The sequence below is a fragment of the Alishewanella agri BL06 genome (assembly GCF_000272005.1).
Taxonomy (GTDB): domain Bacteria; phylum Pseudomonadota; class Gammaproteobacteria; order Enterobacterales; family Alteromonadaceae; genus Alishewanella; species Alishewanella agri.
Map to the genome: position 1 here is coordinate 257,011 of NZ_AKKU01000026.1, position 19,841 is coordinate 276,851.

The following is a 19,841-nucleotide window of genomic DNA, read 5'->3' on the forward strand; positions in this document are numbered from 1 at the left end:
TGAATCGCAGCTGAACTTTACCGGATCTTTACACTCGCTACCAGTGTCCGGCTTACTCGAGATAGCGGGCGCGCTTTTGCACTTTAACCTGGGTTAAATCCACCAGTACCAGGCCATCAATACAATCGGCAAAATCCGGATCGGTACCAAAGGCCAGAAACTTTACACCACCCGGCTCACACAGTTCGCTGTACTGTTTATAGAGGGTGGGTATACTCACGCCCATATTGGCCAGTAAATGTTTAAGCTGCACAAAGTCTGCCGCATAATCCTGACCGGTAAAATGTTGCTGCAGCTGTTGTAACATCGGCTGCGGCAGTTGATAGGGTTGATTGGACACCGCCCGTTGTTGCTCATCCTGAAAATACAGCGAGTAAAAATAAACCATCAGATCCCGCGCTGCCTGTGGGTAGCTATTCGATAAACTGACGCCGCCAAACAGATACCTGATATCCGGCGATTGTTTTAAGTAGGCACCGATACCAACCCAGAGATAGTCGAGGCTACGTTTGCCCCAGTAACGGGGTTGTACAAAGCTGCGGCCAAGTTCCAGCCCCTGTGCCAGATAAGGCTGCATGTGACTGCTGAACTGAAACAACGAAGCGGTATAAAGTCCGGTCTGTCCATGTTCGGCGATGACCTTGGCGGTCTTAGCAAAACGATAAGCCCCGACGATCTCCAGATCATCTTTATCCCATAAAATCAGATGCTCATAGTGACTATCAAAGCGGTCGATATCCCGGCGCAGGCCGCTGCCCTCGCCAACGGCACGAAAAGCCAGTTCCCGCAGCCGGCCAATTTCGCGCATGATGGGCGAACTTTGCTGATGCTGATAAAGGTATATTTTTTTGCCGTCACTGGTGTCGCCCAATAGCTGACACTGTTCTATCGCTCTTTTTAATACTGCGCGCTCCTCCGGATGTGCAACGGCACTCTGGGTTTTAAACAGTGGGCTTTTGTCCTTTGCCAGCCGGTACAGATGCTTTTTGAATAGCTTGACCTTGGCCGGTAGCTCCAGCTGTAAACCATTGAAGCTTTCAAACGGAATTAATTCACCAATCCGCATCCCAATCGACTTGCGCCGCTGTTTAAACATTTCCTTGACCAGCAATGCGGTTGCCAGCGGCTTGTAAACTAATGACGCGCTATAAAACAAAGCAGAATTGCGACCATCGATATAGATCGGTAACACCGGTGCTTTATTCTGCGTCGCAAAACGTAAAAAGCCGCTATGCCATTTGCCATCGCGGATACCGTTTGGTTTCAGACGGGAAACTTCGCCGGCCGGAAATAAGATCAGCGCACCTTCCGCCGCCAGATGGGCACCGATAGCGTCTAAGCGTCGCCGCTCAGTGCCGCCACTCATATTATTAACCGGCAGCAGCAGTGAATGCAGTGGCGGTAATGCCATCAGTAACTGATTGGCCAGAACTTTCACGTCGGGCCGGATTTCGCTGACCAACTTCAACAGTGCCAGGCCATCAAGTGAGCCAATCGGATGGTTGGCGATAATCACCACCCGGCCACTGCTGGGGATCCGTTCCAGCTCGTTATCGCGAACGGCATAACTGAAGTTAAAGTAATCCAACACCTGTTCGACAAACTCTAATCCCTGCAAATGCGGGTAGCGCTCAGCAAAGCGCTGAAAATCCTGTTCATGTAACAGGTAGCTCAGTAGGGATTTCACCGGGCGATATAACCAGCTTTGCTGATCGACCTGTGGCAGTTGTTGTTGGATCATTTGTTCGACATTCAGCATGGCGTTAACTCCTGAAAACGATTGCTGAAGATGAGCCTAAGCGCTTTGCATGACAGCTGTTTGGCAATTTTATGGCAGTTTAACGACAGCCACGCCGCGGCTGTTTTGTGCTAAGGTAAGCGCCTGCCACTACGTCGGAGTATGCCGTGACTATTGCCCTGATTATCCCTGACCGTAAACTTGAAGATTTACAACAACGCCTGCGTGCCGCGCTGCCAGGCGTAGCAATTGAGATCTGGCCGCAGCTGTCCGATCCGGCTGCGGTGACCTTTGCAGTACTTTGGAAACAACCGGCGGGAATACTGGCACAGTTACCGAATTTAAAGGCATTACAAAGTTACGGTGCCGGGATCGACAGCATAGTAACGGATCCGGATTTACCGGCTTTACCGCTGGCTCGGGTGGTTGATCCGGCCTTAACCGAGTCAATGTTGCGTTATCTGGCGGGTATCGAAAGTTATTATCGTTTACGCCTGGACCAATTTAACCGCCAGCAGCAGCAAGCGTTGTGGAAGCCGAAAAGTCCACGCACGCTGCAAACACTTTGTGTACTGGGGCTGGGGGAGCTGGGAGCCGCTACTGCGCGATATTTTCAGGCGCAGGGTTATCAGGTAACCGGCTGGTCACGAACTGTAAAAGATATTCCGGGTATCCGCTGCTTTGCGGGGGCAGATGGCCTGGCGCCAGCCTTGCAACAGGCTGATCTGGTGATCTGTTTATTACCTTTAACGCCGGCAACGACACAGCTACTGGATCAGCAGGTGTTAGCGCTGATGAAACCTGGCGTGATTTTAATTAACGTGGCCCGTGGCGCTATTATTGATGATCAGGCGCTGCTGGCGGCGCTAGAGTCCGGGCAGGTACAGGCTGCTTGCCTGGATGTATTCAGACAGGAGCCGTTACCCGCAACGGATCCTTACTGGCATCATCCGGCAGTGACGATAACACCACATATCTCCGCGGTCACCCGGGTCGAGTCGGTCGTGGCACAAATTGCCGAGAATTATCGCCGGGCGGAGCAGGGCCTGCCTTTACTTAACCAGGTTGACCTGCAACAGGGATACTAACTGTTTAAAATTACAGCGTTGCCAGAGGGTTACGAACTGATTACACTATTTTTCGTCGCAGGTAGTTGACCGCTTATCTCATGGTAACCGGCAGCTGTGACAAATAATAACAAGAATAGTGTTGAGGTTGGTTTATGAGTAAAGCGTCCAATCGTGGTTTTGGCTTTACCACACTTGCTGTAGCAGTGCTGTTGTTGGCTTTGTCAGCATTTCTGACCCGGGCAGAGGCATTTTGCTGGGTATGCTAAAAACTAAGGGCCGCAGTTGCGGCCCTTAGTTTTTTATCGCTTAGTATGGCGTTCGCGATTTTCGCGTTTTTGTTCCGCATTCTTCTGCAGTAAAACATAGGTCGCGCTATAACCGCCGTGTTGCCGCTGTGCGGTATGTGCCGCCAGCACCACGCTAAACGCCGGTAACCACTTGAACACATAGCTGCGTAAAATAGCCGGGTGCGGCTTGCTGTCGCGGCCCATACCATGTTGGATCAACAGCGTTCGCACGCCGCGTTGATGACAGTCGGTGATAAATTGTTGCAGTGCGCTGCGTGCTTCAACCAGGGGTTTACCCAGTAAATTCAGGGTGGCGTCTAACTGATACTTGCCCAAGCGCAGATTACGGTACACACCCTGTTGTACACCGTCTTTGCAATAGGCAAACACATCGTCGGGTTTCACCAGTTCGACGTATTCCATACTCAGGTAATGTGGATCGTACTCCATTTCCTGTTCAGCGGCTTTACGTCTGGCCTGTTGTGCCAACGTAGGACTGAACTCACCACTGGCTTGCAGCACAGCATCCTGAGATATTGGCTTTACATCAGCCATTTCAGAAAGAAACAGCTCGAGATCATCTTCCTGCATAGCGGTCTCCGCAACTTAAGCTGGTCTGGTTAGCTCTACGTTATACAGAGCTAACTGGCTCAGACCTGAAGACCGCCAAGTATAACGGGAGTCAGGGTGGGACAAAAGCGCCTTATTCAGCTTGTGGTTTCAGGGCGGCCGGAGCTACGTCTGTGTTAGCGGCTTTTTTCCGGGCGGCAGCAAAGCGCAGCAAGTAGTAGGCATTAATCAGCAATACCAACAGGTTTGAGATCACACCTTGTGGAATGGCGATATGGCTGTAATAGACAAATAGCAGGCTACAACCTATTAATGTAGCTAATCTAAGCCAGAACACATCTTTAATAAAAAACGCGCCGATACAGATCGTCAGGCCAACCCAGCTGATAATGTCGTAAATCAAGTTTTCCATCTGCAGGCTCCATATTGCGGCAGGTTAATTGCGCGCATTATGAGCAGTGTGGAGTTTTTACTCAACTGAGGAATATTGTAAGTTTCAGATTAAATTTTTTAATAGATGTAACCCTGCTGTCATAATGCTGACAGCAGGGGGAGGGGGAGGTTATTGACGTAAATCAACGCTGCTATTGGCGATAGCCCGGGTCATAATCAGCCAGGCTTCCAGGTTTTGCCGTAGTGCCGTTGGATCAATTTTATCCAGCGTATCATTGGGTGTATGGTGATAATCAAAGTAATCGGTACCGTCCTGCATCAGTGTTGCTACCGGTACGCCCTGTGCTTTTAAAATTGATACATCAGGACCACCCGAGGCCGTATTCGGGCCCATGCTGATCCCAAGTGGCGCCAGTTTTTGCTGCACCTGGCGGGCAAAATTCAGTGCCTGCTCGCCCATACCGGTATCAAAACGCCAGATCCGGCCAGCGCCAAAGTCAGACTCTGAGGCAAACACATGCTTGTGTAATTCCTGATGATGGCGGGTGGCATAAGCACGGGCGCCAATCAACCCGCCTTCTTCGTTACCAAAGAGCACCACCCGAATAGTGCGCTCGGGCTTTTCCTGCTTTAATAGCGCCGCTGCGGCCATCACGATACCAACACCAGCACCATCGTCCAGCGCCCCGGTACCTTCGTCCCAGGAATCCAGGTGAGCACTAATCAGCACAATTTCATCTGGTCTTTTGCTACCGGTGATTTCGGCAATGACGTTATGGCTGGTTACCTTGCCGGGTAGGTTATTATTCATTTGCAGATTCAGGCTGACTTCCGGGTTGCGGCTGAGGATCTTACTTAATTGCTGCGCGTCAGGTACCGAGATGGCGGCGGCAGGGATCCTTGGTACGCCCTCCTCGTAACGCATTTGGCCGGTATGGGCAAAGCGGTTATTGCTGCTGCCAACCGAGCGGATTAACAGGGCTTTCGCGCCCAGTTTCGCGGCTTCAACCGCACCCCGGGCGCGGCCACCGACCACCTGACCGTAAAAACCACCACGAATATCTTTTTCCAGCGCATGGTTAATAAAGACGATGCGATCTTTGACCTGAGCCGGGTCGGCTGCGATTAGCTCATCCAGCGTATTAAACATCACCACCTGAGCGGCGATACCATCAAAAGGCGTGCCGACTGAGCCACCCAGGGCGGTGAGGACCAGTGCCTGATTAAAAGGCGCGCCCACCCGCAGACTGGCAGCGCCGCGCTCCCAATACAGCATGTCAAAGGGCTCGCGCCAGACTTTATCAAAGCCTAACTGTTTAAAGTGTTGTTCCGCCCATACCACCGAGCGCAAATCGGCTTCGCTGCCGGCTAGTCGCGGACCCACTTCCACCGTTAACGACTCGACCAGGTTATACGCCAGATCTTTATCCAGTGCTAAAGGGGCTGCCTGCACATTCAGGCTAAAAGCTGCTATGATAGTTGAGAACCACAGTTTCATTGTTATTGTTTGCCTTGTGATGATGGTTGTCAGGCAAATTTAACAGCTTTAACGGATTAAACCCAGCTTACGCGGCTAAACCCCATTTTAGCCCGATTAACGGATACAGGAGCTGCCACAGGGATGCAAGGGCTAGAACAAGGAACCATACCAACAGGCCTGACGGCGCTGGTGGTCGATGACACCTTAGCGAGCAGACATTATTTAAAGCAAATCTTACAGTCGCTTGGTGTGTCAGTTGTACATGAGGCCGCAGATGGCGCCAGTGCTGAAGCATTGTTTTTGCAGCAGCACCCGCAACTGGTATTTTTGGATATTCAGCTGCCAGACATCAACGGTAAGGTACTCTTACAACGTTTCCGGCGTGTCGATCAGCAATCGCACATTTTTATGGTATCCGCTTACTCAAGTGTCGATAACCTGAAAGCTGCGGTGGCCGGTGGTGCCAAGGCCTTTGTCGTAAAGCCATTTTCGGCAGAACGAATTTATAGTCTGGTGCAACCTTTGCTCTGATTATTGGTCAGAGTCTGGTCTGAAGCGCTAAGCACTTTGATTTTCAGATTTAACCAGTCAGGTAATGGTAACGACAGATGAATTTAGAGGATATGCTGAAAAATTCAGCGCAAGCTGTGAAGTTGCTAAAAGCAGTTTCGAATGAGCGGCGGCTGATTATTTTATGTCACCTGTTAGAAGGTGAAATGTCGGTAGGTGAGATCAACGAAAAGCTGGATTTAAGTCAGTCAGCCCTTTCGCAGCATTTGGCACTGTTACGAAAGCATAAACTGGTGAAAACCCGCAAAGAAGCACAAACCGTATTTTACCGCCTCAATAGCGCCGAGGCAGAGGCCTTGATTGCGTTGATGCACAAATTGTATTGTTCAGAATAAAGGTTGCTGCGGCAGCCTTTATTTTTGGCCGTTATCAGGGTTTGTTGACCTTTATTATGTAGAATCGCATAAAACAAAAAAGCCAGCTAACGCTGGCTTTTTTGTCGAACTCTGACAGTTAAGCGGCTTTTAACGCTTTAACATGTGCATTTAAGCGAGCTTTATGACGAGCTGCTTTGTTCTTGTGGATCAGACCCTTGGCCGCCATGCGGTCAATTACCGGAACCATTTTGTTGAATGCTTCCTGAGAAGCAACTGCGTCAGCAGTTAACACCGCTGCGTAGGTTTTCTTGATGAAAGTACGCATCATAGAACGTTGACTGGCGTTTTGCTGACGACGTTTTTCTGATTGAATTGCGCGCTTCTTAGCAGACTTAATGTTAGCCAAGGTAACACTCCTAAAAACTAAACCGGACTCTTTAAAGGCCGCATAATATGCCTATTTACTGTGCCATTGTCAAATGCTTTCCGCGAAAAGGCCAGCAATTTAATTGGGATTACCGCTGGTAATTGGCGCCCCGAACAGGTGAAAATAGCGACGCATTATACACAGGAGTTTCAGGTGTCGGGAAAATTATTAAAGTCAGGGCTGATTGTGAGTTTTATGACCCTGATTTCACGGGTATTGGGGCTGGTCCGCGATGTGGTGGTCGCTAATTTTGTCGGCGCCGGTGCGGCGGCCGATGTATTCTTTTTTGCCAACCGCATTCCAAATTTCTTACGTCGTTTATTTGCCGAAGGCGCTTTCTCGCAGGCCTTTGTGCCGGTATTAAGTGAGGTGAAAGCGCAGCATGGCGATGATGCGGTGCGCGAACTGGTGGCAAAAGTCGCCGGCACACTCGGTGTGATTGTCACACTGGTAACCCTATTTGGTGTCATTGCCTCACCGCTACTAGCTCTGCTGTTTGGTATGGGCTGGTTTATCGAATGGCTTAACGATGGCCCGGATGCGCATAAGTTTGAGCTGGCCTCGTTAATGCTGAAAATTACCTTTCCCTACCTGTGGTTTATCACCCTGGTTGCCTTGTCGGGTGCCATTCTAAATACCTATAACCGCTTTGCGGTGGCTGCCTTTACGCCGGTCTTTTTAAATATTGCCATTATCGGTAGTGCGCTCTATCTGGCACCGACGCTGGATGAGCCTGCGCTGGCCCTGGCCTGGGGTGTGTTTATCGGTGGCGTGGTGCAGCTGTTGTTTCAACTGCCGTTTCTGGCCAAAGCCGGTTTGCTGGTGATGCCAAAATGGGGTTGGCGCGATCCGGGCGTGACGAAAATCCGCACCCTGATGTTGCCGGCGCTTTTCGGGGTGTCAGTCAGTCAGATCAACCTGCTGTTGGATACCGTGATCGCGTCGTTTTTATTAACTGGTGCGGTCAGCTGGCTGTATTACTCGGATCGCTTAATTGAATTTCCACTGGGTTTATTCGGTATTGCGATTGCCACTGTTATTCTGCCGAACCTGTCACGCCATCATGCCACCGCCAATGCGGAGCGTTTTTCGCAGACGCTGGATTGGGCGATCCGTTTTGTGGTGATGTTTGGTTTACCGGCGATGCTGGCGCTGATGGTACTGGGCCAGCCCATTATCAGTGTGCTCTTTATGCGCGGCGAATTTACCCAGCAAGATGTGCTGATGGTGTCTTACAGTCTGGTGGCCTATAGCTGTGGTTTGCTCAGCTATATGCTGATTAAAGTATTGGCGCCTGGGTATTATGCGCGGCAGGATATTAAAACCCCGGTAAAAATCGGCATTATTGCTATGGTCGCTAATATGGTGTTTAACCTGATGCTCGCACCGTTTTTAAGTTATGTTGGCTTGGCGCTGGCGACCGCCATGTCGGCCAGTTTAAATGCGTATTTACTGTATCGGGGTTTAAAGCTGGCCGGAATTTATCAGCTTAGCCGGCAAAACTGTTGGTTCTTAGCCAAATTTACGCTTGCTGCGCTGTTAATGGCGGCAACCTTGTGGTGGTTAAGTCCAGAATTGAATGACTGGATTGCCCGGCCACTTACAGTACAAATTCTGTTGTTAAGTAGCCTTTGTGTCGGCGCGGTGCTGCTTTACTTCGCCTTGCTGTTGCTTTTCGGGGTACGTTTGTCGGATTTTAAAGCGAAATCTGTTGCTGAAAGCCGTCACTAATCCGGTTATAATCCGGCGTTTACAGGCACCAGAGGCATTATTGCAGGCATGGAGTTAATTCGCGGTATCCATAATATTCTGCCGCAGCATCAAGGCTGTGTACTGACTATTGGCAATTTTGATGGTGTGCATCTGGGGCATCAGGCGGTGCTGGCAAAGGTGCAGCAGTTAGCGCAGTCACTTAAGCTGCCATCCTGCGTGATGGTATTTGAGCCGCAGCCGCTGGAGCTGTTTGCTGGTAACGCCGCACCAGCGCGCTTAAGCCGCTTTCGCGAGAAATATCAGGCGCTGGCCGCGGTCGGGATTGACCGCATGCTGTGTGTGAATTTTAACCGCAGCTTTGCCGCTCAGGATCCGCAGCAGTTTATCAAAACCCTGTTGCTGGATAAGCTGGGCGTGCGGCATCTGATCGTAGGCGATGATTTTCACTTTGGCAAAAATCGCAGTGGTAATTATGCCTTACTGGCCCAGGCCGCGGCGCAATATGGCTTTGGTTTAAACAGTACTTCCAGTTTAAAACTGGGCGAGCAGCGGGTCAGCAGCACCTTAATTCGTGAAGCGCTGCAGCAAGACCAACTGGACAGAGCCGCCGCCATGCTGGGGCGGCCTTTTACGCTAAGCGGCCGGGTGCGCCATGGCCGTAAGCTGGGGCGGGATCTGGGTTTTCCGACGGCCAATGTCTGGCTTTACCGGCGTAAGCTACCGGTGTCGGGCGTGTATGCTATTACGGCGCATACTTGTTATGGTGTTTTTAACGGTGTCGCCAATATTGGCAACCGACCGACAGTGCAGGGCAGTCGTGAGCAGTTAGAAGCCCATTTATTTGATTTTAATCAGGATTTATATGGCAGCCAGATCCGGGTAGCGCTACGGCATAAACTTCGAGCCGAGCAACGTTTTGCCAGTCTGGATGCATTGCAACAACAAATTGCCGCCGATGTTGCGGCAGCACAACAGTATTTTAGTGAGGCCGCGTCCACGCAGGCCCCGACAACCTAACGGAACCGAAACGGATGAGCGATTACAAGCATACCCTTAACTTACCGGAAACGGCCTTTGCCATGCGCGGTAATCTGGCGCAGCGGGAACCGCAAATGCTGGCCAAGTGGACGCAGGATGATCTCTATGGTCAGATCCGCAGTGCAAAAAAAGGCAAGAAAACCTTTATCCTGCACGATGGCCCGCCCTATGCGAATGGCAATATCCATATCGGTCATGCCGTTAACAAAATTTTGAAAGATATTATTGTTAAAGCCAAAACCCTGTCTGATTTTGATGCGCCCTATGTCCCGGGCTGGGATTGCCATGGCCTGCCGATTGAGCTGGTGGTGGAGAAAAAATACGGCAAGCCGGGTACCAAGCTGACACCGGCGGAGTTTCGTGACAAATGCCGCGAGTATGCGTTAACGCAAATTGACGCCCAGCGCACGGATTTTATCCGTTTAGGCGTACTGGGTGACTGGCACAACCCCTACCGCACCATGGATTATGTGACTGAAGCCAATATTATCCGCAGCCTGGGCAAAATTATCGGCAATGGCCACTTACAACAGGGCTTTAAGCCGGTGCACTGGTGTACCGACTGTGGTTCGGCCTTGGCCGAAGCCGAGGTGGAATATCAGGACAAGGTCTCCCCCGCGATTGATGTGCGCTTTAAGGTACTGGATGACAGCGTCGCCGCTAAGTTTGATCATCCGGCCGGTCATGCCGGGCAGGGCCCGATTTCGGTGGTGATCTGGACCACCACTCCGTGGACTATTCCGGCGAACCGTGCCGTGGCCCTCAACGCTGACTTACAGTACTCGCTGGTGCAGGTTGAGCAAGGCCCGAATGGCGCAGAGCGCTTAATTCTGGCCACTGAGCTGGTGAAAGACGTGATGGCGCGCGCCAATATCGAGCATTACCATGCGCTGGGTTTCTGTCAGGGCGCTGCGCTGGATTTAGTGCAGCTGCAGCATCCGCTGTATGACTTTAGCGTGCCGGTGGTATTAGGCGAACACGTTACGACGGACTCAGGTACCGGCTGTGTGCATACGGCACCGGGTCACGGTCAGGAAGACTTTGTAGTTGGCCAGAAATATGGTCTGGAAGTAGCAAACCCGGTTGGTGCCAACGGTGTCTATCTGCCGGATACGCCGCTGTTTGCCGGGCAGCATGTATTTAAAGCCAATGAAACGGTAGTTGAAGCGTTGAAAGAGGCCGGAGCTTTATTGGTGCATAAAGCCTATAAGCACAGTTATCCGCATTGCTGGCGCCATAAAACGCCGATTATCTTCCGTGCTACACCGCAGTGGTTTATCAGCATGGAGCAACAAGGCCTGCGCCAGACATCATTAGCGGAAATTGAGCAAACCCGCTGGATCCCGGATTGGGGTCAGCAGCGGATTGAAAATATGGTCGCCGGCCGGCCAGACTGGTGTATTTCACGCCAGCGCACCTGGGGCGTACCGATTGCGCTGTTTGTGCGCAAAGATAACAGCGCCTTGCATCCGCGTACGGCTGAACTGATTGAGCAGGTGGCGCATAAAGTTGAGCAGGCGGGGATTCAGGCCTGGTTTGATCTGGATGCTGCTGAGCTGTTGGGCGCGGATGCTGCCGATTACGTTAAGGTTACCGATACCCTGGATGTCTGGTTTGACTCTGGCGTGACCCATGCTGCAGTCGTAGATGCGCGGCCGGAATTTCATGGTGCCGAAATTGACCTGTATTTAGAAGGTTCGGATCAGCACCGTGGCTGGTTTATGTCGTCACTGATGACTGGCGTCAGTATTAAAGGCAAGGCGCCGTATAAACAGGTACTGACACATGGCTTTACCGTCGACGGTGAAGGCCGCAAGATGTCGAAATCACTGGGTAATGTGGTGTCACCGCAGGATGTGATGAACAAACTGGGTGCCGATATTCTGCGCTTATGGGTCGCGACCACGGACTACACCTCGGAGATGACGGTATCGGATGAAATTCTGAACCGAGCTGCAGATAAATACCGCCGTATTCGGAATACCGCGCGCTTCCTGCTGGCCAACCTGAATGGCTTTAACCCGCAAACGGATGCACTGCCATTTAATGAACTGGTTGAGCTGGACCTGTGGGTCGTAAACCGGGCGGCGAAGTTACAACAAGAAATTATCGATGCGTACGATAATTATCAGTTCCATCAGGTAAGTCAGAAACTGATGAATTTCTGTACCGTGGAGCTTGGTAGTTTCTATCTGGATGTGATTAAAGATCGCCAGTATACCGCGCACACCGAGTCCAAAGCCCGCCGCTCCTGCCAGACTGCGCTCTATCATATCGCCCAGGCGATGGTACGCTGGATGGCACCGGTAATGAGCTTTACCGCGCAAGAAATCTGGGAAGCCTTACCGGGCCAGAGCTCGCCTTATGTGTTTACCGATGTTTGGTATCCGGGTTTTGCCAACTTACCGGTAGGTAAATTCAGTGACGCTTTCTGGCAACAGCTGTTAGAAGTTCGCGATGAAGTCAACAAGGTGCTGGAAGCAGCGCGCCGCGAAGAAAAACTCGGCGCCTCTTTACAGGCCGAAGTGACCTTGTTCGCCGGTGCTGAACTGGCGCAAGCGCTGTCACAGCTGGGCGACGAGCTGCGTTTTGTGCTGATTACGTCAACCGCTAAGGTGAGTGCGGAGCAACCGGCTGCCGCTGCGGTGGCCACCGCCATTAAAGGCTTAAGTGTGCTGGTGGAAGCCTCTACCGCCGCCAAGTGCGAGCGCTGCTGGCACCACCGTCACGATGTCGGCGCCGATGCCGCCCATCCGGGCATTTGTTTACGTTGCGTCAGTAACGTAGAAGGTAGCGGTGAACAGCGGGAATTTGCCTGATGCAGTTGTTTAATAATACCGCCTGGCGCTGGTGGTGGCTGATCCTGCTGTTAATCGGTCTGGATCAGCTGACCAAGCAGCTGGTACATCAGAATATGGCCCTGTACGATTCGATTGAATTACTGCCATTTTTTAATCTGACCTATGTGCGTAACTATGGCGCGGCCTTTTCGTTCTTAAGTGACGCCGGTGGCTGGCAGCGCTGGTTCTTTACGATTCTGGCGGTGGTAATCAGCACTGTGATTGCGGTCTGGATGAGCCGGTTACCACGGCAGCAGATTAAGCTGGGGTTGGCATTAAGCCTGGTGTTTGCCGGCGCTATCGGTAATTTAATTGATCGCAGTATCTATGGTTACGTAATAGACTTTTTCCATCTGTATTACCAGACCTGGCATTATCCGGCCTTTAATATTGCCGATTCGGCGATCTGTATTGGCGCCGCCCTGATTATCTGGGACAGTTTTAGCAGTGATTCTGAGGCAAAAAAATGAGCGAAATTCAGGCCAAAAGTACGGTAATCTTCCACTTTGATATCACGCTGGCCGATGGCAGTGCCGCCGAGAGTACCCGGGTGCACAACAAGCCGGCAAAATTACAGATGGGCGATGGCAGCTTATCACCGGCATTTGAAGCCCAGTTATTAGGCATGTCGGCCGGAGAGAAAAAAAGCTTTACCCTGGCCCCGGAAGACGCCTATGGTATGCCGAACCCGGATAATATTTATTACGTTGACCGCAGTAAATTCTCGGCTGATGCGCCGGCTAAAGTTGGTGCCATTATTGGCTTTGCGATGCCGGATGGCTCGGAATTGCCGGGCTTAGTGCGGGACGTGGTAGGCGATTCGGTCACCGTTGATTTTAATCATCCGCTGGCGGGTCAGACTCTGACCTTCAACGTCGAAATTGTGCAGGTAAGCTAAAGATGGATATTTTACTCGCTAACCCGCGGGGCTTTTGTGCCGGTGTTGATCGGGCGATCAGCATTGTAGAACGGGCGCTGGAGCTGTTTCCGCATCCAATCTATGTGCGGCATGAAGTGGTGCACAACAAATTTGTAGTGGACGGTTTACGCCGTCGCGGCGCGGTCTTTGTGGATGAGCTGGACGAAGTGCCGGATAGCCATATTGTGATTTTCAGCGCCCATGGTGTGTCGCAGGCGGTACGTGAAAATGCACGGCAGCGCGGCTTAAAGGTGTTTGATGCCACCTGTCCACTGGTAACTAAGGTACATATGGAAGTGACCCGCGCCAGCCGCAAAGGTACCGAATGTATCCTGATTGGTCATGCTGGTCACCCTGAGGTAGAAGGCACCATGGGCCAGTATGATAATGCTGCAGGTGGTATCTATCTGGTGGAGTCGGTCGAGGATGTCGAAAAACTGCAGGTTAAAAATCCGGCACAGCTGTGCTACAGCAGTCAGACTACCTTGTCGGTAGACGACACCGCTGATGTGATTGATGCGCTGCGCGCTCGTTTTCCGCTGATCGAAGGGCCGCGCAAAGATGATATTTGCTATGCCACCCAGAATCGCCAGGATGCGGTGCGTGAGTTGGCCGCCAAGGCTGAACTGATGCTGGTGGTCGGTGCCAGAAACAGCAGTAACTCCAACCGCTTACGCGAGCTGGCGGAGAAGCTTGGTTGTAAAGCCTATTTAATTGATACCGCCAACGATATTCAGCAAAGCTGGCTCGATGGTATCAGCCGGGTTGCCGTTACCGCCGGTGCTTCTGCACCGGAAATTCTGGTGCAGGATGTGATTAGCCAGCTGAAAATGTGGGGCGGTAAAACGGTGACCGAAACGACCGGCCGCGAAGAGAATGTAGTGTTCGCCATTCCGGCAGAGCTAAGATAACGTCTTCAGACAGGGAGGTCAGCTGATGTTAAACCAGCCAACTCAGGTTAACAGACGCCTCCCTGATTTTCGTAGCCCGGTGCAGTTATTACGGGTGATTGTGTTCACTCAAGGCCTGGCGTTATTGTTAGCCTTCGCGCCATTTTCTATCGACTCTTCGCCTTGGTATCGCCTGGGTTTTATCAGTCTGTTTTTACAGTGGATCGCTTTAATTAGTTGTCTGACATTTAGCTGGTTCACGCCACTGTTAAGCCGGGCGAGTTTTTGGCAGTTGGCGCTGTTGATCCAGGGGATTCTGCTGACTATTACCGCCGGCTGCACGATAATTAGTTTTTGGTATTTTCAGCAATTAGCCCCTACTCTTGAATTACCCGCGTTACTCATTAATAACCTGCTGATTTGTTTTGTGGTGGCCTTACTGGTGATCCAGCTACTGATCATGTCGGATGAACAAAGCAAAAGTATCACCGCGCAAAGCCGGGCTGAACTGATAGCACTGCAGGCCAGGATCCGGCCCCACTTTTTATTTAACACCTTAAATTCTACTGCTGAGCTGGTACACCAGAATGCCGCTGCTGCAGAGCAGGCATTGCTGGATTTAGCGGCATTATTTCGTGCGGCGATGCAAACAGCGGAAACCATCTCTCTGACAGAAGAGTTGGCGCTCTGCCGGCGTTATTTATCGTTAGAGCAATGGCGGTTAGGCGAGCGATTAAAGGTGAATTGGCAGCTGCCAGAGCCAATGCCTGAGTTACAGTTGCCGGCCTTAACCTTGCAACCCCTGCTGGAGAATGCGGTGCTACACGGCATTGAGCCGGCAGCTGCGGGTGGTGAGATCCTGATTAAGATGACGCAGACGGCTCAACAGTTGCAAATCGTCATAACAAACCCTTATCCGCTGCAGGGCAGTCGTCAGCCACACAATGGTATGGCGCTGCAGAATATTCAACAGCGATTGGCCTATGTATTTGCCGAGCAAGCACAAATGGTGATCAAAGACCAAAATCAGCAGTTTAGTGTTACCTTGGTATTGCCGCTGGTCTGGGAACAAAGATGATGAATATTTTAATCGTTGATGATGAGCCGCTGGCCCGCAGCCGGTTGCGGCGCTTACTCGCCGAATGCGCAGTTAATGCAGTGGTAACGGAAGCAGCATCGGCAGAGCAGGCCAGGCAGCTGGCAGCTAGCTTGCAACCGGATCTGGTGCTACTCGACATCTCGATGCCCGGTGAAAGTGGTTTGCAATTGGCAGAGGCCTTTGCCAGTAGCGCGTTGCCACCGGCGTTGATTTTTGTTACCGCTTATCCTGAACATGCCCTGGCGGCGTTTAATGTGCACCCGGTTGATTATTTACTTAAGCCGGTCAGCTTAAGCCAGTTGCAGCGTAGCTTGCAGCGTGCCTGTCAGCTTAATCGTCTCCAGCAACAACCGCCCAAATTGCCGCTGGTCAGTTATCAGCAAGCGGGCTTACAAAAAACGGTACCTCTGACGGAGGTGCTGTTTTTTGCTGCGGAAGACAAATATGTCCGGATGCAACTTACTGAACAGAACATCTTGCTAGATAAAAGCCTGCATCAGCTCGAAGCGGCGTATCCGCAGTTACTACGGATTCACCGCCAAACACTGATTAATCCGCTGTATTTGACGGCTATCCGCCAGCCAGCAACGGGCCCGGCCCTGGCGGAACTTGAGAATGGGAAGTATAAATTACCAATTAGCCGGCGCGCGCTCAGCGCGGTTAAGCACGCCCTGCAATCCTAAGATGACAAAGGTGGGTAATTTCATAACCGCTGGTCAGAAAAATTTACCTTTTATCCGTTACAACTCGCACTAAACTTAATAAATGATATGGTTAATTCAGAGGTTTATATGACATTTTGGAAGCTTATGCAGTACAGATCCGTTAAGCCTGTAAAGCAGTTTGGTTTTACCTTGATCGAAATGATGGTAGTAGTAGTGATCATAGGTATACTAGCCTCGATCGCTTACCCGTCCTATCAAAATTATGTACTGAGATCAGGCAGAACGGATGCCAGAGATGCTTTGCTTAATATTGCGCAGCAGCTCGAACGGCACTATACCCAAAATAATTCTTACACGAGCTATACGCTGGCTTCCACCAGTTCGCAGGCTGGTTTGTATACCATATCACTGACAAAAGCAGCCAATACCTACATAGTCACTGCGGTTCCTGCGACAGGTTCCCGGCAAACCAAAGATACCTGCAGCAGTTTTTCCATTAATCAGGCAGGTGTGAGGACATCCAACCCTGCTACAGGCTGTTGGTAAAAGTTATGAGAAAAAATATCAAAGCTTTTACTTTGGTTGAGTTGATGGTGGCGGTTGCAGTATTGGCAATAGTGCTTGGTATTGCTGCACCATCGTTTCTTGAAATGCTGCGGCAAAATACACTGAGAAGTCAGGCAAATGAATTACTTGGCGTGATGCATTATGCCAGAACGGAAGCAATAAAGCGCCGGGTGAATGTGACGGTAAACCTAACACCTGGCACTGGCTGGAAAGCAGAGGTTATTCAGCCTGGCACAACAACTGTGTTAAGGGCAGTAGATAAAACAGCGACCTCTGTTGCTTTAAATGGCTCTGGAACTATTGCTGTTGTTTTTGATCTTCGCGGTCGGCGCCAGAGTGCCGATAATTGCTTTCAGCTTTCTTATTATGGTAACCAGCGCCAGTTGATAGTGGAAACCGGCGGTGCTTTGAAGATCGAAGCCGGTGCGTGTGGAGGCTCATAATGGTGAAAAAAAGACTAATAACAAGCCACTGTTCGCGAGGTTTCTCGCTGTTAGAAGTGCTTATTGCTGTACTAGTGATAGCCTTCGGTTTATTGGGCATGGCAGCATTACAGCTGAAAACAGTACAGAACAGTCACTCTGCTTTTCAACGAACGCTTGCCAGTGTCATAGCCATGGATGCGTCCGAACGGTTGTGGATTAACCTTGGTGATTCTCCAGCCAAAACGGCAGCCACTATTCAAACGGAATGGTTAACGGCTTGGAATGGCGCCCTACCTGCTGCCAGTACTGCAAGTTCAATCGAAGATCTGGGCGGTGGTAAATGGCGAATCTCGGTGCGTTGGCAAGAAAATCGGCTAGCGGATACTAATGCGGTAGAAACCTTTGTTTATGAAATGGACTTGTATCCATGATGAAAAAAATTACGAGATTGCAAAAACGCTACCTGAGAGGTGTCACTTTAGTCGAGCTGCTGATAGCTCTCACCCTTGGGATAGTGGTGCTGGGTGGTGGAATCCAGATTTTTATCAGTGGGCAACAAGCTTACAACGAAGCCCAACGCTTTAACCGCTTGCAGAGTGACCTCAGTTTGATCACTGACTTACTTGCCAGTGATATTCGAGCAGGAAATATTGTTGCTACGGCACCAAACTTGATTGTTGCGGGTGTCGCCGGGAATACCGAGTACCGTTTGGAAGCCGATAATACCTTGGTCCGTCAAGTTGGCGCTGCAGCGGCAGAAATCCTGTCACAGGACATTATTACTTTTAACAGTAGTTGTATTTCTGTTGGTGGAAACGATTGTCCGACTGCAATTGGGATCAATTTGCAGTTAACGATGAGAGCGACAGACACAAACAATATTGCGTTAAATTTCCGGGTCGGTGTTAGGAATAATATCTTAACTAATAAATTTGAGAGTTAAGAGTGAGGTTTGAAATGAGAGTCTATCAGCGAGGTTCAGTATTAATAGTAAGTTTATTACTGCTATTGATTATTACAATCGTCGGGGTGTCCGGTGTCAGCAACTCAATGCTTGGTGATCGACTTGCATCAAATCAGCGCCAACTTTCCTTGGCTTTCATGGCTGCAGAGAGTGGCTTGGTAAATGCTAAACAATGGTTTGACGATACCAGCAATCTTGCTTCATGGGGAGACACAGCAGCAACTATAGATGGAATTAATGATCTTGCTGTGGCAGGCTCAGTCAATGACTTGAGCTGGCAGATTGAATCAGCGACATTTAATGGGGACGAGGTGACTATTGTCAGCTGCGGTACTGTAGGTGACACAGGTGTTAATAGATGTCTGACGAGTATTTATGTTAAAGCGTCCGGTGGCGGCAATTTAGCTGCGATGAATATTATTGGTAATATTAAGACCTTCGATACTGCCAATAGCAACTCCTTTCAAATAATTGGAGCTAAGGATAATTCGGGTAATGCAATTGGCCCTGCCTTAGCGACCAATACCAAAGCCAATGCTGATTTAATCCTGCAGGATATTAATAATAAAGGCCGGATAGACAACTATATCGGAGGCATTGCGCAGGTCGAATTCGATGATCCTTTTGGCGACCCGGAAAAAATGAATGAATTTATTACAGGCATTAAAAACGAGTGGAGTGCTATGCCGGCAAATGACCCGAGAAAAGGTATAGCGCCGTCCAATATGGGAACGCCTTCAACATCCACTACTCCAGCCGTAATGAAGATCACTTATCATGAAGGTAATTTGGAATTAAAAGGTACATCAAAGGGCGCGGGAATTTTGGTTGTTAAAGGTAATTTGACGATCTCGGGAAATAATATTCAATTCGAGGGGTTAGTTATCGTTACCGGACAGTCATTTGTAATGAAAGGGGGCGGGAGTAGAGATATGTTAGGTGCCCTAGTCTTTGCTAACCCTATTTTAAACTCTAATAGTGAATGGGCCTTTGGTCAGGCGGAAGCCACTTTCGAGTTTGATATCTCAGGTGGTGGTAATGCGTCATTTACCTACGATTCGCAAGTTCTGAAAAAAGCGTGGACAATACTTGGCGATAGTAATATTGCCAAAACCCTATGGCAGGTTGAAGAGAGTGTTAGCGGCAGCGCGTCTGAGAGCAGAATGTATGGTTGGAATGAGTACATTAAAAATTGATATATGGACAGGACTCGCAGTTACATTAAAGTAACAGGAATCAGGCAGTCTAAGTTCGCGTTATAGAGCTAATCAGGTTTAATTGGCAAATTCCTTATCTCTTATGTAAAAAAATAGATAAATATTTTTGACTTTTTTGGTGGTTGATCTATGGTTATTTTCCCAAGGGTAAATAACCGAGGTCACCATGACTCGTCAGCGCGGAGCAACTTTAATTGAAGTACTCATTACGCTACTCATCCTGAAGGTAGGGTTATTAGGCGTATTGGCGACACAATTACAGGCACTGCGTCTGGCTTCTGAGGCGACACAGCGTACCACTGTTGTCGCCTTATCCCGCGATATTCTGCAACAACTGCGCTTTTATCAGCAACCTGTAGCAACACATAACTATCAAGTCTCCGGGGCATTAAATGCTGTTAACTGTTCTGCGGCGGCACCTTGTCAGCATTATAACAGCAAGCAATTTTTAATCCGGCACTGGCAACAACAATGGCTGGCAGATCAGGGCTACGGTTTACTGCTCCAGCCCGCGTTCTGCCTGCACCAGCAACAAGGCAAGTTACAGCTTGAAGCCAGTTGGCAGGCCAGAGTGCAACCGCTATCTGTCGCCCACTCCAGCTGTCAGGCCGGTGCTGGTCGGGGGCTGTTTCATCTGGGCTTACCGGAGTGA

Annotated in this window: 22 protein-coding genes; 17 read left to right on the forward strand and 5 right to left on the reverse strand. The window is 50.3% G+C overall.

Translation table 11 applies throughout. The annotated features are described in order from the left end of the window. Nucleotides 1–52: 52 nt before the first annotated feature. Nucleotides 53–1,759 carry a bifunctional ornithine lipid synthase OlsF gene (gene olsF / locus AGRI_RS14810; protein ID WP_008985689.1) on the reverse strand — a complete coding sequence of 569 codons (1,707 nt, stop codon included), beginning with the start codon at nucleotides 1,757–1,759 and terminating at the stop codon, nucleotides 53–55. Nucleotides 1,760–1,905: 146 nt separating this feature from the next. Between olsF and AGRI_RS14815 the strand changes: the two genes are divergently transcribed. Then, nucleotides 1,906–2,826, forward strand: a complete 921-nt coding sequence (locus AGRI_RS14815) for a 2-hydroxyacid dehydrogenase (protein WP_008985690.1) — start codon at nucleotides 1,906–1,908, stop codon at nucleotides 2,824–2,826. Nucleotides 2,827–3,107: 281 nt separating this feature from the next. Here the strand turns inward: AGRI_RS14815 and smrA are convergent, their stop codons facing one another. From smrA to AGRI_RS14830, 3 genes are all read right to left on the reverse strand, one after another. Continuing rightward, the gene (gene smrA, locus AGRI_RS14820; protein WP_008985691.1) at nucleotides 3,108–3,686 is read right to left on the reverse strand and encodes a DNA endonuclease SmrA; all 579 of its coding nucleotides are present in this window, start codon (nucleotides 3,684–3,686) and stop codon (nucleotides 3,108–3,110) included. 112 nt (nucleotides 3,687–3,798) lie between these two features. Continuing rightward, nucleotides 3,799–4,077, reverse strand: a complete 279-nt coding sequence (locus AGRI_RS14825) for a hypothetical protein (protein ID WP_008985692.1) — start codon at nucleotides 4,075–4,077, stop codon at nucleotides 3,799–3,801. Nucleotides 4,078–4,227: 150 nt separating this feature from the next. Further along, a complete protein-coding gene (locus AGRI_RS14830) occupies nucleotides 4,228–5,556 on the reverse strand; it encodes a M20/M25/M40 family metallo-hydrolase (protein WP_008985693.1) in 1,329 nt (442 codons plus the stop codon). Nucleotides 5,557–5,679: 123 nt separating this feature from the next. On the opposite strand from AGRI_RS14830, the gene AGRI_RS14835 reads away from it, so the two are divergent. Next, the gene (locus AGRI_RS14835) at nucleotides 5,680–6,069 is read left to right on the forward strand and encodes a response regulator (RefSeq protein ID WP_008985694.1); all 390 of its coding nucleotides are present in this window, start codon (nucleotides 5,680–5,682) and stop codon (nucleotides 6,067–6,069) included. Between the two features lie 77 nt (nucleotides 6,070–6,146). Continuing rightward, nucleotides 6,147–6,443, forward strand: coding sequence for an ArsR/SmtB family transcription factor (locus AGRI_RS14840; RefSeq protein ID WP_008949981.1), 297 nt, complete (start codon nucleotides 6,147–6,149; stop codon nucleotides 6,441–6,443). A gap of 118 nt (nucleotides 6,444–6,561) precedes the next feature. On the opposite strand, the gene rpsT is transcribed toward AGRI_RS14840, so the two are convergent. Continuing rightward, the gene (rpsT, locus tag AGRI_RS14845) at nucleotides 6,562–6,831 is read right to left on the reverse strand and encodes a 30S ribosomal protein S20 (RefSeq protein WP_008608893.1); all 270 of its coding nucleotides are present in this window, start codon (nucleotides 6,829–6,831) and stop codon (nucleotides 6,562–6,564) included. Between the two features lie 174 nt (nucleotides 6,832–7,005). On the opposite strand from rpsT, the gene murJ reads away from it, so the two are divergent. The 14 genes from murJ to pilV (AGRI_RS14915) all read left to right on the forward strand — a co-directional run bounded on the left by murJ (nucleotide 7,006) and on the right by pilV (AGRI_RS14915) (nucleotide 19,841). Then, the gene (murJ, locus tag AGRI_RS14850; RefSeq protein ID WP_193353441.1) at nucleotides 7,006–8,583 is read left to right on the forward strand and encodes a murein biosynthesis integral membrane protein MurJ; all 1,578 of its coding nucleotides are present in this window, start codon (nucleotides 7,006–7,008) and stop codon (nucleotides 8,581–8,583) included. A 48-nt stretch (nucleotides 8,584–8,631) separates the two neighbouring features. Further along, nucleotides 8,632–9,582, forward strand: a complete 951-nt coding sequence (gene ribF, locus AGRI_RS14855; RefSeq protein WP_008985696.1) for a bifunctional riboflavin kinase/FAD synthetase — start codon at nucleotides 8,632–8,634, stop codon at nucleotides 9,580–9,582. A 14-nt stretch (nucleotides 9,583–9,596) separates the two neighbouring features. Next, on the forward strand, nucleotides 9,597–12,422 hold the full coding sequence (gene ileS / locus AGRI_RS14860; RefSeq protein ID WP_008985697.1) for an isoleucine--tRNA ligase: 2,826 nt from the start codon (nucleotides 9,597–9,599) through the stop codon (nucleotides 12,420–12,422). Then, nucleotides 12,422–12,913, forward strand: a complete 492-nt coding sequence (gene lspA, locus AGRI_RS14865; RefSeq protein ID WP_008985698.1) for a signal peptidase II — start codon at nucleotides 12,422–12,424, stop codon at nucleotides 12,911–12,913. Before ileS ends, lspA begins: the two co-directional genes overlap by 1 nt. Beyond that, nucleotides 12,910–13,341 (forward strand): FKBP-type peptidyl-prolyl cis-trans isomerase, encoded by a 432-nt coding sequence (fkpB, locus tag AGRI_RS14870; RefSeq protein WP_008949977.1) that lies wholly within the window; start codon nucleotides 12,910–12,912, stop codon nucleotides 13,339–13,341. Before lspA ends, fkpB begins: the two co-directional genes overlap by 4 nt. Before the next feature lie 2 nt (nucleotides 13,342–13,343). Further along, complete coding sequence (gene ispH / locus AGRI_RS14875; protein ID WP_008985699.1) at nucleotides 13,344–14,273, forward strand: 4-hydroxy-3-methylbut-2-enyl diphosphate reductase; 930 nt, start codon at nucleotides 13,344–13,346, stop codon at nucleotides 14,271–14,273. Nucleotides 14,274–14,298: 25 nt separating this feature from the next. Further along, complete coding sequence (locus tag AGRI_RS14880; RefSeq protein ID WP_008985700.1) at nucleotides 14,299–15,330, forward strand: sensor histidine kinase; 1,032 nt, start codon at nucleotides 14,299–14,301, stop codon at nucleotides 15,328–15,330. Then, the gene (locus AGRI_RS14885) at nucleotides 15,327–16,034 is read left to right on the forward strand and encodes a LytR/AlgR family response regulator transcription factor (protein WP_237713101.1); all 708 of its coding nucleotides are present in this window, start codon (nucleotides 15,327–15,329) and stop codon (nucleotides 16,032–16,034) included. The genes AGRI_RS14880 and AGRI_RS14885 overlap by 4 nt, the downstream gene beginning before the upstream one ends. A gap of 108 nt (nucleotides 16,035–16,142) precedes the next feature. Beyond that, a complete protein-coding gene (locus AGRI_RS16735; protein WP_008985702.1) occupies nucleotides 16,143–16,562 on the forward strand; it encodes a type IV pilin protein in 420 nt (139 codons plus the stop codon). Nucleotides 16,563–16,567: 5 nt separating this feature from the next. Then, nucleotides 16,568–17,026 carry a GspH/FimT family pseudopilin gene (locus AGRI_RS14895; RefSeq protein WP_008985703.1) on the forward strand — a complete coding sequence of 153 codons (459 nt, stop codon included), beginning with the start codon at nucleotides 16,568–16,570 and terminating at the stop codon, nucleotides 17,024–17,026. Next, nucleotides 17,026–17,439: a type IV pilus modification protein PilV gene (gene pilV, locus AGRI_RS14900; RefSeq protein WP_008985704.1), complete on the forward strand. Its 414-nt coding sequence runs from the start codon at nucleotides 17,026–17,028 to the stop codon at nucleotides 17,437–17,439. Before AGRI_RS14895 ends, pilV (AGRI_RS14900) begins: the two co-directional genes overlap by 1 nt. After that, nucleotides 17,436–17,951 (forward strand): PilW family protein, encoded by a 516-nt coding sequence (locus tag AGRI_RS14905; RefSeq protein ID WP_008985705.1) that lies wholly within the window; start codon nucleotides 17,436–17,438, stop codon nucleotides 17,949–17,951. The genes pilV (AGRI_RS14900) and AGRI_RS14905 overlap by 4 nt, the downstream gene beginning before the upstream one ends. A 14-nt stretch (nucleotides 17,952–17,965) precedes the next feature. After that, a complete protein-coding gene (locus tag AGRI_RS14910; RefSeq protein WP_008985706.1) occupies nucleotides 17,966–19,168 on the forward strand; it encodes a PilX N-terminal domain-containing pilus assembly protein in 1,203 nt (400 codons plus the stop codon). Between the two features lie 187 nt (nucleotides 19,169–19,355). Next, nucleotides 19,356–19,841 (forward strand): type IV pilus modification protein PilV, encoded by a 486-nt coding sequence (pilV, locus tag AGRI_RS14915; protein WP_008985707.1) that lies wholly within the window; start codon nucleotides 19,356–19,358, stop codon nucleotides 19,839–19,841.